The 15,023-nt window shown below is 48.9% G+C and carries 15 protein-coding genes; 12 read left to right on the top strand and 3 right to left on the bottom strand.

The window, feature by feature from the left end:
• The first annotated feature begins 12 nt into the window (after positions 1-12).
• The 6 genes from ACKTRM_RS09325 to ACKTRM_RS09300 are packed head-to-tail and all read left to right on the top strand — an operon-like array spanning position 13 to position 6,488.
• Complete coding sequence (locus ACKTRM_RS09325) at positions 13-1,653, top strand: AMP-binding protein (protein WP_012117695.1); 1,641 nt, start codon at positions 13-15, stop codon at positions 1,651-1,653.
• Between the two features lie 21 nt (positions 1,654-1,674).
• Positions 1,675-3,024 (top strand): acetyl-CoA carboxylase biotin carboxylase subunit, encoded by a 1,350-nt coding sequence (locus tag ACKTRM_RS09320; RefSeq protein WP_012117694.1) that lies wholly within the window; start codon positions 1,675-1,677, stop codon positions 3,022-3,024.
• A complete protein-coding gene (locus ACKTRM_RS09315) occupies positions 3,021-3,233 on the top strand; it encodes an acetyl-CoA carboxylase biotin carboxyl carrier protein subunit (RefSeq protein ID WP_007410121.1) in 213 nt (70 codons plus the stop codon). The genes ACKTRM_RS09320 and ACKTRM_RS09315 overlap by 4 nt, the downstream gene beginning before the upstream one ends.
• A gap of 15 nt (positions 3,234-3,248) precedes the next feature.
• Positions 3,249-4,148, top strand: coding sequence for a hydroxymethylglutaryl-CoA lyase (locus ACKTRM_RS09310; protein ID WP_012117693.1), 900 nt, complete (start codon positions 3,249-3,251; stop codon positions 4,146-4,148).
• 13 nt (positions 4,149-4,161) lie between these two features.
• Positions 4,162-4,941, top strand: a complete 780-nt coding sequence (locus tag ACKTRM_RS09305; RefSeq protein ID WP_012117692.1) for an enoyl-CoA hydratase — start codon at positions 4,162-4,164, stop codon at positions 4,939-4,941.
• Positions 4,942-4,958: 17 nt separating this feature from the next.
• A complete protein-coding gene (locus ACKTRM_RS09300) occupies positions 4,959-6,488 on the top strand; it encodes an acyl-CoA carboxylase subunit beta (protein ID WP_012117691.1) in 1,530 nt (509 codons plus the stop codon).
• A gap of 54 nt (positions 6,489-6,542) precedes the next feature.
• Here the strand turns inward: ACKTRM_RS09300 and ACKTRM_RS09295 are convergent, their stop codons facing one another.
• The 3 genes from ACKTRM_RS09295 to ACKTRM_RS09285 form a co-directional block, all read right to left on the bottom strand.
• A complete protein-coding gene (locus ACKTRM_RS09295) occupies positions 6,543-7,133 on the bottom strand; it encodes a DedA family protein (protein WP_007410125.1) in 591 nt (196 codons plus the stop codon).
• Positions 7,134-7,207: 74 nt separating this feature from the next.
• Positions 7,208-8,101 carry a UTP--glucose-1-phosphate uridylyltransferase GalU gene (gene galU / locus ACKTRM_RS09290; protein WP_012117690.1) on the bottom strand — a complete coding sequence of 298 codons (894 nt, stop codon included), beginning with the start codon at positions 8,099-8,101 and terminating at the stop codon, positions 7,208-7,210.
• A gap of 6 nt (positions 8,102-8,107) precedes the next feature.
• Positions 8,108-8,515: a GtrA family protein gene (locus ACKTRM_RS09285; protein WP_012117689.1), complete on the bottom strand. Its 408-nt coding sequence runs from the start codon at positions 8,513-8,515 to the stop codon at positions 8,108-8,110.
• 276 nt (positions 8,516-8,791) lie between these two features.
• Between ACKTRM_RS09285 and ACKTRM_RS09280 the strand changes: the two genes are divergently transcribed.
• From ACKTRM_RS09280 to ACKTRM_RS09255, 6 genes are read left to right on the top strand one after another with little or no spacing between them, the layout of a single operon-like run.
• The gene (locus ACKTRM_RS09280) at positions 8,792-9,562 is read left to right on the top strand and encodes a 6-carboxyhexanoate--CoA ligase (protein WP_012117688.1); all 771 of its coding nucleotides are present in this window, start codon (positions 8,792-8,794) and stop codon (positions 9,560-9,562) included.
• The gene (bioA, locus tag ACKTRM_RS09275) at positions 9,559-10,905 is read left to right on the top strand and encodes an adenosylmethionine--8-amino-7-oxononanoate transaminase (protein WP_012117687.1); all 1,347 of its coding nucleotides are present in this window, start codon (positions 9,559-9,561) and stop codon (positions 10,903-10,905) included. Before ACKTRM_RS09280 ends, bioA begins: the two co-directional genes overlap by 4 nt.
• A complete protein-coding gene (gene bioF / locus ACKTRM_RS09270; protein WP_012117686.1) occupies positions 10,895-12,055 on the top strand; it encodes an 8-amino-7-oxononanoate synthase in 1,161 nt (386 codons plus the stop codon). The genes bioA and bioF overlap by 11 nt, the downstream gene beginning before the upstream one ends.
• Complete coding sequence (gene bioD / locus ACKTRM_RS09265; protein WP_012117685.1) at positions 12,052-12,753, top strand: dethiobiotin synthase; 702 nt, start codon at positions 12,052-12,054, stop codon at positions 12,751-12,753. The genes bioF and bioD overlap by 4 nt, the downstream gene beginning before the upstream one ends.
• A 2-nt stretch (positions 12,754-12,755) precedes the next feature.
• Positions 12,756-13,775 carry a biotin synthase BioB gene (bioB, locus tag ACKTRM_RS09260; protein ID WP_007410132.1) on the top strand — a complete coding sequence of 340 codons (1,020 nt, stop codon included), beginning with the start codon at positions 12,756-12,758 and terminating at the stop codon, positions 13,773-13,775.
• 1 nt (position 13,776) lies between these two features.
• Positions 13,777-14,973 carry a cytochrome P450 gene (locus ACKTRM_RS09255; RefSeq protein ID WP_012117684.1) on the top strand — a complete coding sequence of 399 codons (1,197 nt, stop codon included), beginning with the start codon at positions 13,777-13,779 and terminating at the stop codon, positions 14,971-14,973.
• Positions 14,974-15,023 lie beyond the last annotated feature (50 nt).

Raw genomic sequence — 15,023 nt, 5'->3', positions numbered from 1 at the left:
GGGGCAGGTCATATGGCTGAACTTATCCATTTAACAGCCGGAAAGCTGCTTGAGCGGACCGCGGAGCTTTTTCCGGATCGTGAAGCGGTTGTTTACCCTGAGCGCGGCCTTCGTTATACGTATGCCGAGTTTGACCGGTTATGCCGGCAAACCGCAAAAGGGCTGATGAAGCTGGGAGTTGAAAAAGGAGATCATGTGGCCATATGGGCATCCAACATTCCGGAATGGCTCGCGGCGCAATTTGCAACAGCGAAAATCGGCGCCGTTCTGGTCACCATTAATACCAATTTTCAAATCGCAGAGCTCGATTACCTGCTGGCACATTCAGACGTCTCGGCCTTGATAATCATGGATTCCTACCGGCAGACATCTTATGTTGAAATCGTGAATAAGCTGATTCCGGAGCTGAAAACTTGTGAGCGCGGCAGGCTGCGTTCGAAACGTTATCCATTTTTACGGACGGTGTTATATATCGGTGATAAAAGCCCGCCCGGGATGCACCGTTGGGATTCATTGCTGGATAATGCCGAAGCTGTAACGGATGCGACGCTTGACGGAAGGATGGACAGCCTGAAAAAGGATGATTGCATTCATATGCAATATACATCAGGTACGACCGGATTTCCGAAGGGCGTCATGCTCTCACATTTTAATATCGTAAATAACGCGGCCAATATCGCAGAATGCATGAAGCTTACTTCAAGTGACCGTTTATGTATTCCCGTGCCGTTTTTCCACTGCTTCGGGTGTGTGCTCGGCGTGCTGGCATGTGTTTCCGCGGGTGCGGCGATGATTCCGATCGAACAGTTTTCTCCGCCGGCCGTTCTGAAAACGGTGGAGCAAGAAGCCTGTACGGCTCTGCACGGTGTACCGACGATGTTTATCGCCCTCCTAAATGACAGCCGTTTTTCTGAATATGATCTTTCCCACGTCCGAACCGGGATTATGGCAGGCTCGCCATGCCCGGCGGAAGTCATGAGAGAAGTGATCGGCAAAATGGGGATGACTGACATTACAATTGCCTACGGACAGACCGAAGCATCACCTGTTATTACGCAGACAAGAACGGATGATTCATTTGAAAGAAGAGTGGAAACAGCGGGGCGCGCGCTTCCCCATATCGAAGTCAGAATCGTTCGGCCCGGAACATCCGGAGAAGCCGCCCGGGGCGAACAAGGAGAGCTCTGCACCCGCGGATATCATGTCATGAAAGGCTATTATAAAAATCAAGAAGCGACCGAAGAAGCGATAGACAAAGACGGCTGGCTGCATACCGGTGATTTGGCGGTCATGGACGAGGACGGGTACTGCAAAATCACGGGCCGTCTGAAAGACATGCTGATCAGGGGCGGCGAAAATATCTATCCGCGCGAGATTGAGGAAATGTTATATCGGCATCCCGCGGTAGCAGACGTTCAGGTCGTCGGCGTTCCTGATCCGAAATACGGAGAAGAGGCCGCGGCGTGGGTCAGGCTCAAAGACGGACAAACCGCTTCCGCAGAAGACATCAGAACCTTTTGCAAAGAACATATCGCCCGCTATAAAGTCCCCAGGTACGTTTTGTTTACAGATGAATATCCAATGACAGCCTCAGGAAAAATTCAGAAATTCAAGCTGCGGGAAAAAACGATTGAAGAGCTCAAGTTAACTTAATGAAAAAGGAGTGCTTCACATTTGTTTAAAAAAGTCCTGATTGCCAACAGAGGAGAAATCGCCTTACGAATTATCCGCACCTGCAAACGTCTCGGCATCCCCTCGGCAGCTGTGTATTCAGAAGCCGACCGGGACGCGCTGCATGTAAAAGCGGCTGATGAGGCCTATCCGATCGGTAAATCGAGAGTAAATGAAAGCTATTTACATATCGACAGAATCATAGAAGCCGCCAAATCCGCCGGAGCGGACGCCATTCATCCGGGCTACGGGCTTCTGTCAGAAAACAGCCTGTTCGCCGAACGCTGCCGAAAAGAACAAATCACATTTATCGGTCCGCCCGGTGATATCATCGCCAAGATGGGCAGCAAGATAGAAGCCCGAAAAACGATGCAAAAAGCAAAGGTCCCGATCGTTCCCGGTGTTTCAGAGCCATTGCCCGATGTTCACTCCGCCTTAGCCGAAGCCCGTGCCATCGGTTTTCCGGTCATGCTGAAAGCGTCCGCAGGAGGAGGCGGAATCGGCATGCAGATCGTACATTCAGAAGAAGAGCTGGCCAAAGCGTTTGAAGGCAATCAAAAGCGGGCCGCCTCCTTTTTTGGAGACGGCGCAATGTATATGGAAAAGGTCATTGAAAATGCCCGTCATATTGAAATTCAGATACTCGCAGATTCTTTCGGCAACACCGTTCATCTGTTTGAACGTGACTGTTCAGTACAAAGGCGCCACCAAAAAGTGATAGAAGAAGCGCCGTCGCCGTTTGTTGACGATGAATTAAGACAAAGACTCGGTGAAACCGCCATTAAAGCCGCAAAATCGATCGGCTACCAAAATGCAGGCACAATAGAATTTCTCGTCGACGAAAAGAAACAAATCTATTTTTTAGAGATGAACACCAGACTGCAGGTGGAGCATCCGGTGACAGAAGAAATTACAGGACTGGATCTTGTGGAAGAACAGCTGAAAATTGCCGCTGGGCAGGCGCTGCCTTTCTCGCAGAAAGATATCAACCACCGCGGTCATGCGATAGAAGTGCGGATCTATGCGGAAGATCCGGTCACCTTTTACCCGTCTCCCGGTACCATCTCGTCTTTTTCCGTTTTAAGACACCCGTCAGTGCGACACGAATGCGCCGTCGAAAAGGGAAGCGTCATTTCTCCGTTTTACGATCCGATGATTGCCAAAATGGTCGTCACGGCGAATACGAGAAAACAAGCCATTGAACAACTGAAAACCGCCCTTGGCGAATATCATGTAGAAGGGATTAAAACCAACATTCCGCTGCTGACAAAAATTGCCCATTCAGAAGTGTTTGAAAAGGGCGAGGCAACAACCGGTTTTTTACAAACAATGAACGAGGGGGCGTCAAAATGAGCGTCATAAAAATTCAGATGGCGGGAAACCTGTGGAAAATTCATGTGAAGCCGGGTGATGTCATTGAAGAAGGACAGGAAGTGGCCATCTTGGAATCTATGAAAATGGAAATTCCGATTATCGCTGATGCAGCGGGTACGGTGAAAGAAGTGAAAAAATCAGAAGGTGATTTCACTGATGAAGGAGAGGTCCTGATTGAACTTCAATAAAACGGGAGGTGCAGCATGAACTGTCCGAAACATGTCCGCATCAATGAAGTAGGACCGCGTGACGGCTTGCAGAATGAATCGGCGTGGGTGGATACAGAAGATAAGATTGAGTGGATCAATATGCTGTCAAAAACAGGCCTTCCCTATATCGAAGTGACATCATTCGTGCATCCGAGATGGATTCCGGCTCTTCGTGACAGCCTGGACGTCGCAAAAGGCATTGCCAGATCTGAACATACGGTCTACGCGGCTCTCGTTCCGAACCTCATCGGACTGGAGCATGCGGCAGAAGGCGGAATCGATCAGGCATGTGTATTTTTATCTGCAAGCGAAACCCATAACCAAAAAAACGTAAACAAACCGATTGACCGGACCGTTCAAGAGCTCAGGCGGGTTATTACTGAAGCAAAAGCTGAAAAAATGGCGACGAGAGCTTATCTGTCCACTGTGTTCGGCTGTCCGTACGAACAGAACGTGCCGATCGAACAAGTCATCCGCCTGTCAGACACCCTGCTCGAAATGGGTGTTGATGAAATATCGCTCGGCGACACAATCGGCGCGGCAAACCCCTTGCAGGTCATAGCCGTGCTTGAAGCCCTTTTGCCGAGAATTCCCGCCATAAAAATCGCACTCCATTTCCATGATACAAGAGGAACGGCTCTAGCGAATATCATTCCCGCTCTTGATATGGGCATCACATCCTTTGATACTTCCTCAGGGGGGCTTGGCGGCTGCCCGTACGCCCCTGGATCAGCAGGAAACGCTGCCACAGAAGACGTCATTTATATGCTCGAACAAATGGGGATTGATACCGGGACGGACATGAATAAACTTCTTTATGCCGCCGGCTGGATCGCGGATAAAATAGGCAAAGACCTGCCAAGCAGAAACCTGCAGGCATTCAGAACGAAATGAGAAAGGAGAAGCCATGGGAGATTGCGTTTTGTATTCCGTCTGTCAAGAAACAATCGGTCTGATCACGCTGAACCGCCCGCATGCGGCCAACTCGCTGTCTTCAGAAATGATTGATCATTTACAGCGTGTGATTGAAGACATCAAAAACTCGCCATCCATTCGTTGTGTCATTCTCACCGGCACCGGGAACACATTTTGCGCCGGTGCTGATTTAAAAGAAAGAGCGGGGATGAATCATGAACAAGTTAAGCAAAGCGTCAGGCGTATCGGTGAAACGGCCGCATCCATTGAAGCTCTCCCGCAGCCGGTCATTGCAGCGCTGAACGGAACCGCTGTCGGAGGAGGCCTTGAACTCGCTCTCGCCTGCGATATCAGAACAGCCGTCAGCCGGGCGGGCCTCGGCCTTCCTGAAACAGGGCTTGCGATCATTCCCGGAGCGGGCGGAACGCAGAGACTGCCCCGGCTTATCGGCCCCGGCGCGGCAAAAGAATTGATCTATACCGGCCGAAGACTTTCTGCAGAAGAGGGAAAAGACATGAAGCTGATCGAGCATGTTTGTGAAGCCGATGAACTTATGGAAAAAGCAAAAGCACTGGCCGGCCGCATCGCCGCTAATGGGCCGATCGCCGTCAGACAAGCAAAATCCGCGATAAACAAGGGTCTGGAGACAGATCTCAATACAGGGCTCGAAATCGAACGAAAAGCATATGAACAAGTCATTCCCACACTTGACAGAGAAGAGGGCCTGCGCGCTTTTAAAGAAAAAAGACCCCCTGAATACAAAGGAAAATAAAACATGGAGGGACTCGGATGGATTACGAAAAAGAACGGCAGACACGCAGCAAAACGATTGAAAAGGGAGGAGCCGCGAAATATCACGCAAGCAACGAAAAGAAGGGAAAACTTTTTGTAAGAGACAGGCTGAAGCTTTTATTCGATGACGGCATATCCGTTGAAGACGCTTTTTTCGCCGAGTGCATGTCAGACGGACTTCCGGCTGACGGGGTCGTTACCGGAATCGGAACCATCGGCGGCAGAACCGTTTGTGTGATGGCAAACGACTCAACCGTAAAGGCGGGCTCGTGGGGCGCGAAAACGGTGGAAAAAATCATCCGCATTCAGGAGACGGCGGAAAAGCTTCAGTGTCCGCTCTTGTACTTAGTCGATTCCGCAGGTGCGAGAATTACGGATCAGGTCGACATGTTCCCGGGCAGAAGGGGAGCCGGCCGCATCTTTTATAATCAAGTAAAGCTATCGGGCCGCATTCCGCAAATCTGTTTATTGTTCGGCCCTTCCGCTGCGGGCGGCGCTTACATTCCGGCCTTTTGCGACATTGTCATTATGGTCGAAGGCAACGCATCCATGTACTTAGGTTCCCCGCGTATGGCAGAAATGGTGATTGGCGAGAAAGTATCGCTTGAAGAAATGGGCGGCGCCCGTATGCATTGTTCCGTATCAGGCTGCGGTGATCTCCTCGCCCCGACGGAACAGGAGGCAATCATGATGGCGCAGACATACCTCAGCTATTTTCCGTCAAATTATACTGAAAAAGCGCCCGTCAACAAATCTAAGAACCCGAAAGCTTTTGAAAAACCGCTCTCAGATGTCATCCCGGCACATCAAAACGCACCGTTCAACATGATGGATTTAATTGAACGTGTCATTGATGAAGACTCATTTTTTGAGATTAAACCGTTATTTGCGCAGGAATTAATAACGGGGCTTGCGCGGATTCACGGACAGCCGGTCGGCATTATCGCCAATCAGCCGCGTGTCAAAGGCGGGGTTTTATTTCTCGATTCGGCGGATAAAGCCGCAAAATTTATCGCTTTGTGCGACGCATTCCATATTCCGCTTCTGTTTTTAGCAGACATTCCCGGATTCATGATCGGAACGAAGGTTGAGCAGGCGGGCATCATCAGGCATGGCGCAAAAATGATCTCCGCAATGGCGGAAGCGACTGTTCCGAAGCTTTCCGTTATCGTCAGAAAAGCCTACGGTGCCGGATTATACGCGATGGCGGGGCCTGCTTTTGAACCGGACTGCTGTTTAGCGCTTCCGACTGCGCAAATTGCCGTAATGGGTCCTGAAGCAGCGGTGAATGCGGTCTACGCAAACAAAATCAGCGAGCTAGCCCCTGAAGAAAGGCCGGCTTTTATTCAAGAAAAGCGTGATGAATATAAGGAAGACATTAACCTTTACCGGCTTGCCTCTGAAATGGTGATTGACGGCATTGTTCCTGCTGATTCCTTGCGGGAAGAACTCAATAAACGCCTCACTGCTTACATGTCCAAACAACTGACATTCACACACCGGAAACACCCCGTATACCCGGTATAAATAAAAAAAAGACTGCATAGATCCGGCTCGCAGCCGTTCTTATGCAGTCTTTTTTCACAGTCTTGATCTCATTTTCTTCACAACGAAATAAACAACAATAAATACGAGAGCCAATATAATGATCGGAGTTGTATACATTCCGGCATAGCTGTCTACGTCTTTCCACTGTCCCCCGAGCTGATACCCGAGATAAACGAAAATGACAGACCACGGAATAATGGCGAGTGTCGTCAATATGACAAACTTGGAAAGAGGCATTTTCGCAAGGCCGGCCGGGATGGAGATCGCATGTCTGACGACCGGGATAAACCGCGCCGAGAACACAACGCCGGCGCCGTAACGGCGAAACCAGTTTTCCGCAACATCAACATGATGCTTTTTCAGAAGTAAGTACTTGCCGTACTTGTCCAAAAACGGCCGTCCCCCATAACGGGCGATCCAGTAAATAAAGCACTGCGCGATCGTTCCCCCGATCACACCGGCGACAATGGCGCCGATAAAGCTGATCGTGCCTTCTGACACCATATATCCTCCGTAAGCCAGAACGATTTCACTCGGAATGATTTCGATCATTAATCCGAGCGCAATCCCTAAATAGCCCATACTTGTCAGCCAGGATAATATTTCACTAATAAAATTGCCCACACTGTTCACAACCTCTTTATCTTTTTACCCAATTATATGACTGATTGACAAGCAAAATGGTTACAAATTATTTTTTAACGCACGATTTCTTCAGATTCTCTTTTTAACACCTCTTCTAAATAAGCTAAAAGTTTCGGTCTCATTTCTTCCCGCAGAAGCCCGATCTCCGTGCCGGCCTTAAAACAGCCGAACTTATCTCCTATATCAAACCGGCTTCCTTCAAGCTCCCGCGCGTAAATGCTTCGGGTGCGGCACACTTCGCGCAGCGCGTCTGTCAATTGGATTTCGTTGCCCGCGCCTCTTCCGATCGTCTTCAGCGTTTTAAAAATAGCAGGGGTTAATATGTAGCGGCCCATCACGGCAATATGAGAGGGCGCCTTTTCAACAGCCGGTTTCTCAATCAGATCCTCAACCTGGTACACATGACCGCCCTGCCGCCCCGTCTGTATAATACCATATTTGCTGACATCAGCAGGATCGACGGGCTGTACGCCGACCGTTTCTGTGCCGTGTTGGTTATAGACGTCTATGAGCTGTGAAAGAGCGGGAGTGTCAGATACCATAATATCATCACCTAAGAGAACGGCAAAAGGCTCATCTCCGATAAAATGCTCCGCACACAGCACCGCATGTCCTAGTCCGAGCGGTTCTTTCTGACGGAGGTAATGAATATTGGCCAAATCGGCAATCCGCTGCATCTCCTTCAGCGTCTCCGTCTTGCCTTTTTCCTCAAGATTGAATTCCAATTCCGCCGACCGGTCAAAATGATCTTCAATCGAGCGTTTGTTTCTCCCTGTAATAATCAATATATCTTCAATTCCTGCCGCTGCGGCCTCTTCGACAATATATTGGATGGCCGGTTTGTCGACAATCGGCAGCATTTCTTTAGGCTGCGCCTTTGTCGCCGGCAGAAATCTCGTTCCTAAACCTGCTGCGGGAATGACCGCTTTTCTCACTTTTTTTCTCATTCATCTTCACTCCTGATCCTGTATGTTTTTCAGCGAATCTCCAAATACCCAGATTCGGTTTCCGATAAAATTCATCATCATCCCGCCGATAGTGGCGGCGAACTTACTCACCAATAGCGAACAGCCGCCTTTTTGAAACGCGTAAAGCAGCAAAAAGGTGATTCCCGACGCGGCAAGATTAATCATGACAAATCGCATGATCTCTTTCCCGTCAGCCTTGCGTTTTACACGAAACGTCCACTTCCGGTTCCATACATAGCTGTTGATGATCCCTGCCGAATAGGAGCAGATCTGCGCCGGAAGATAGGGGACATGACAAGCGGCGAGAAGAAAGAAGACACCAAAATCGATCAGCGTATTGCCGACGCCTACAGTGCAAAAACGGCCTGCTGTCTTTACTTTTTCTTTCAGCATAACGGCATCCGGTTTTGACCTCCCTTCATAAAAAAATCAGATGGCTGTCATATTTGTTGATATGGATTACTTTAGCGGACAGTGTTGAATAAACAATTACTAAAATATGAACAAAACATGAAAACGTAATGAGGCTTTGCAAAACTCATTCAGTTAACATTTTGATAGTTTAGGTTGACATATTCCGAGAAGGGCACTAATATTCTGTATAAGTGTTAACCTAAAATTTATTTTGGTTAACATTAATTTTCAAAGTAAGAGAAAGGAGGGGAATATATGCGGGAAGAAACCTATTACAGCGTCAGAATGAGAGCTTCCCGAAACGCCCCCCATGAGCAGGGCGGAAAACACATTTCCGGCGGAGAACGGCTCATCACTTACAGCGGTTTACAGGAAGCGGTAGATGGCTTATTACATAAAGGCTTCTCGCACTCAAGAGGGATACCTGATTTTATGCAGATTCAGCTTGAAAGCATTAATGAACCGATCGAAACGATCCGCCCTTTGCCGGTTGCTTTCCATCAATCAGACACGCCGGAAAAAGGACAAGCAATCGCCCGCAAGCTTCTGCAAAAGGCGGGGATTCCCCCGCACATGATAGAGAAAGCGTACGAAAACATTGCGGAATATGCAGAAGCAAGAGGAGCGGTCCTGTTTGATATCCGGGCAGGAGAACGCATTGACGGCAGAGGAAATAGAGGTGTGCGGGTATCCCGAATGGATTGGCCGTCACATGATTTTCAAAAATGGGCTTTTACGCACAACATGCCGGAAAATTCACGAATAAAAGAAGCACATGCCATCGCGGCAAAAGTTTGCGCACATCCGGGGATTATTGCTGAATTGTGCTGGTCGGATGACCCTGATTACATAACAGGCTACGTTGCCGCAAAGAAGCTGGGATATCAGCGGATTGCCAAGATGAAGAATGCCGGAGATGAAAGCGGATGCCGGATTTTCTTTACAGATGGCTCCATAGATACGGAGAGTTGTATCCATTTTTTGGAGAAGCAACCTGTATTCATTCAGCGGGAGGAGAACATATGAAACAATCAATGATTGAAAAAAGCAAACAGCATCTTTGGCTGCCTTTCACACAAATGAAAGATTACGATGAAGATCCGTTAATCATTGAAAGCGGAAATGGGATCATGCTGAAAGACATCAGCGGCAAAGAATATTATGACGGCTTTTCTTCAGTATGGCTCAATGTACACGGCCACCGCAAAAAAGAAATGGATGAAGCGATTCAAAAACAGCTTGAAAAAATCGCTCATTCGACCTTACTGGGTATGACGAACGTTCCCGCAACAGAACTTGCCGAGATGCTGACAGGCATCACACCGGAAAAGCTGACACGCGTTTTTTACTCCGACAGCGGAGCGGAAGCAATGGAAATCGCTCTGAAAATGGCCTTTCAATACTGGAAAAACATAGGGAGACCCGAGAAACAGACGTTTATTTCTATGCAGAACGGCTATCACGGCGATACGATCGGAGCCGTCAGCGTCGGCTCCATTGAACTCTTCCACCATGTGTACGGCCCGCTGATGTTTGAAAGCTACAAAGCCCCGATTCCGTATGTATACAGATCTGAAAGCGGCGACCCCGTACAGTGCCGGGATGAATGCCTTCACGCGCTCGAACAGCTGCTTGCAAAGCATCACGAAGAGATTGCCGCACTTACGATCGAATCGATGGTGCAAGGCGCATCCGGGATGATCGTCATGCCTGAAGGCTTTCTGGCAGGCGTACGAAAGCTGTGTACGGCATATGATGTGTTAATGATCGTTGACGAAGTGGCGACGGGGTTCGGCCGCACCGGAAAAATGTTTGCCTGTGAGCATGAAAATGTCCAGCCGGACTTGATGGCGGCAGGGAAAGGCATTACGGGAGGCTATTTGCCGATCGCTGTGACGTTTGCCACAGAAGCCATTTATGAAGCCTTCTACGATGACTACGACAAAATGAAAACATTTTTCCACGGCCATTCCTATACAGGAAATCAGCTTGGCTGTGCCGCGGCAATTGAAAATCTGCGTTTATTCGAATCAGAGCGCATCGTTGAACAAGTCGCCGAAAAATCAAAAACGGCAGCGAAATTTCTTCATGATCTGAAGCAGCTTCCTCATGTCGGCGATGTCCGCCAGCTCGGTTTCATGTGCGGCATAGAGCTTGTGCAGGATAAGGGGACAAAACAGCCTTATCCGCCTGAAAAGCGGATGGGATACAAGGTGTCCTTGAAAATGAGAGAGCTTGGTATGCTGACACGGCCGCTCGGAGACGTCATCGCCTTTCTGCCGCCGCTTGCCAGCACAACCGATCAGTTACAAGCCATGATCTCCATTATGAAAGAAGCGATAGCCGAGGTGACCGGCCGTGGATTTTGACGGATGGCTCCTCGGAAGGCTCGATGCGGTGAAAAGAGACGGGCTGTATCGGACGCTGCGAACACAGGAAACCGCTCTCAAAACCAAAGGGCAAAAGCGGCAGACCTGGGCGTCCAATGACTATTTAGGCCTGTCAAAAGATGAGCGGCTGATCACAGCCGCGCAAACGGCGATGAGCCGGTTCGGAGCGGGAAGCGGCGGCTCACGGTTAACGACAGGAAATACTGTGTGGCACGAAAAACTTGAACACACAATCGCGGATTTTAAACAGACGGAAGCGGCTTTATTGTTTTCAAGCGGTTACTTGGCAAATATCGGCGTGCTTGCCTCACTGCCTCAAAAAGGCGATGTCATTTTAAGCGATCAACTGAACCATGCGAGCATTGTTGACGGCTGCCGTTTATCAAAAGCGGAAACCATCGTGTACCGCCATATTGATATGGCTGATCTTGAGAAAAAACTTGCCTCCGTCCAGGCTCGGAACCGCCGCTTCATCGTCACAGACGGCGTCTTCAGCATGGACGGCACCATCGCGCCTCTTGACCGCATAATGGCGCTTGCAAAGCAGTACCAGGCATTTGTGATAGCAGATGACGCGCATGCAACCGGTGTACTCGGGGAAAACGGCGGGGGAACCAGTGACTATTTCGGTGTTTGTCCTGATGTTGTCATCGGCACATTAAGCAAAGCTGTAGGAACGGAAGGCGGTTTTGCCGCGGGATCAAACATTTTCATTGATTTTTTGCTGAATCAGGCGCGGACGTTTATTTTTCAGACGGCCCTCCCGCCGTCAATTTGTGCGGCTTCGCATACGGCATTTGACATCATATCAGATATGCACGATACGCGCCGTGAGCTGCAGTCGTCTGTCAAAATGATAAAAACGCGTCTGGCCGATATGGGCTTTACCGTAAGAGGCGGAGATACACCGATTATCCCCGTTATCATCGGTGATGCAAAAACAGCGGTTTCAGCCGCTGCACTGCTGGAGAAAAAGGGAATCTGCGCCCCGGCCATCCGCCCGCCCGCCGTTCCGGAAGGCGAAAGCAGAATCAGGCTGACCGTTACGGCGGATCGCAGCTTACAGGATATAGACGAGCTGACAGAAGCATTTGATTCCATTAGAAAAGAGCTGAATATAAACAAATGAGAAGTTTTTTTGTTACAGGAACAGATACCGGCGTCGGAAAAACCATCGTTTCTTGCGGACTTGCCGCGGCATTCCGGCAGAAACAGGCGGATATCGGAGTGTTTAAGCCGTTTTTAAGCGGCGTGCCTCGGACTCATCCGGAAAGTGACACCTCGCTCTTGAAAGACATGTCACAAACCGCACTGTCTCATGAAGAAATCACGCCATTTGAATGGAAAGAGCCGCTTGCCCCGTACACGGCCGCCATGCTTGAGGGGAAATCCGTGAGCATGGCGGATGTCATGGCCCACTGGAGTAAGATCAAAAATCGTCATGAGTGTTTCATCGTTGAGGGGGCAGGCGGCATTTCCGTCCCGCTTGGTGAAAATTATTTAGTCAGTGATCTGATAAAAGCCATGGAATTACCGGCAGTGATTGTCACCAGGCCTGATCTCGGAACCATCAACCACACATATTTAACCGTTGAATATGCGAAAAACATGGGGATAGAGGTTCTCGGCATTATTATCAACGGCGTAAGGAGCAGGCCGGGGCTGGACGAAAAGACAAACCCGAGCATGATTGAAACATTATGCAAAGTTCCGATTTTGGGAATCACACCGAAGCTGGATCACGTTTCATCGGAAAACATTCAACACATGATTGAGAAACATATAGATGTTTCCTCTTTCATGAATCTGACACAAATGGGGAGATAAACATGAATCAATGGATGGATCTTGCAGAGAGAGTGCTGGACGGGGCGGAAGTAACGAATCAAGAAGCGCTGGCCATTTTAAATTGTCCTGATGAGGATCTTTTATTGCTGATGCATGCCGCTTTTCATATCAGAAAACGATTTTACGGAAAAAAAGTAAAGCTGAATATGATTATGAATGCAAAATCAGGCCTGTGTCCGGAAAATTGCGGGTACTGTTCACAATCTTCAATATCAAAAGCGCCGATTGAGTCTTATCGGATGGTGGATAAGCATATATTGCTTAAAGGGGCAAAACGCGCCCACGACCTGAATATAGGGACATACTGTATCGTCGCCAGCGGCCGGGGACCGTCAAACAGAGAAGTGGATCAAGTTGTTGATGCTGTCAAAGAAATTAAAGAAACGTACGGTTTAAAAATCTGCGCATGCCTCGGTCTGCTGAAGCCGGAACAGGCAGAGCGGCTGAAACAGGCAGGAGTAGACCGGTACAATCATAACATCAATACATCCCAAAGAAATCACTCAAACATTACGACCTCCCACACGTATGACGACAGGGTCAATACAGTGGAAACGGCGAAACAATCGGGGATGTCACCTTGTTCTGGTGTCATCGTCGGCATGAAAGAGACGAAACAGGACGTCATTGATATGGCGAACAGCTTAAAAGCGCTTGACGCCGACAGCATCCCGGTTAATTTTCTGCATGCGATTGACGGAACTCCGTTAGAAGGGGTAAGCGAATTACATCCGGTGTATTGCCTGAAAGTGCTCGCCTTGTTCCGTTTTATCAATCCGTCAAAAGAAATCCGTATCTCAGGAGGCCGGGAAGTCAACCTTCGTTCGCTGCAGCCGCTGGGACTTTACGCCGCAAATTCGATTTTCGTCGGAGATTACTTAACGACAGCAGGGCAGCAAGAAACAGAGGATCATCAAATGCTCCATGATTTAGGTTTTGAAGTCGAATCCGTTGAAGAAATGAAAGCCGGCCTGCAATCCGCCTGCAATACGGAGGTATAAGATGACGGCGGACCTATCGATTGCACATCCGTCTCTCCATGCGGATTCGGGTTTTTGGAATGACCCTTACCCGTTTTATGACAAACTGCGATCCATTGATCCTGTTTATAAAGGAACCGTATTAAAATATCCGGGCTGGTATGTCACCGGGTACAAAGAAGCGGCAGCGATTCTGAAAGACATTCGGTTTAAAAACCGCATTCCTCTTCCGGAAGCTTCAACGAAATATCAAAATCTATCGCATATCCAGCACGATATGCTGTTATTTAAAAATCAATCAGACCATAAGCGGATGCGGATGCTTATCGGTAAAGAATTTACCGCAAAGACGGCGGAATCACTTCGCCCTTGTATAAAAGAAACGGTTCATGACTTGTTGGATCAAGTCCAAATCAAAAAAACCGCGGACCTTGTTTCAGAGTTTGCCTTTCCATTGGCAAGCCTTATCATTGCGGAGATACTCGGAGTGCCGAAAGAGGAGAGATATCAATTCAGACAATGGACGGCAGACGTCATTCAGGCCATTGATCTTACCCGATCAAGAAAGACGTTAGTCAGAGCAAGCGACACCGCAGGCAGGCTGACGTCATATTTCAGAGATTTGATTCACAAGCGGGAAGCGCACCCTCAGCAAGACTTGATCAGCAGGTTTATTATGGAGGAACAGCTTTCAAAAGAGGAAGTGCTCGCGACATGTATCTTACTTGTCATAGCCGGACACGAGACGACGGTAAACCTCATAAGCAACGGTGTGTTTACTTTATTGAAACACCCTGAACAGCTTAGCGCACTGAGAGAAAACCCCTCGCTTATTGAAACTGCAGTTGAGGAATGTCTGCGCTACGACAGCCCCGCGCAGCTGACGGCACGCACCGCCTCAGAAGACTGCGAAATAAATGGGAAGACCATAAAAAAAGGAGAGCAGGTATATATCCTTTTAGGGGCAGCCAATCGCGATCCAAGCATATTCGATCAACCTCACAAAATGGATATCCAAAGAAAACCGAATCCGCATCTTGCATTCGGAAGGAACGCCCATTTTTGCATAGGCTCCTCATTAGCGCGCATCGAAGCACAAATTGCAATTCTCACACTGTTTGAGCGGATGCCTAAGCTTCGGCTGGCTGCACACCGCCTTGAATACCGCAAGCTCATTGGTTTTAGGTCGCTCAAAGAGCTCCCGGTTGTCATTGGCTGAATGACCATGCAGGAGGGCCGGATTTTATCGGTTCCTCTTGCAGGAAATAA

Source organism: Bacillus sp. D7-8 (genome assembly GCF_052055895.1).
GTDB lineage: Bacteria > Bacillota > Bacilli > Bacillales > Bacillaceae > Bacillus > Bacillus velezensis.
The sequence above is the reverse complement of the archived record's forward strand: the minus strand, read 5'-3'. Positions and strand labels throughout refer to the sequence as shown.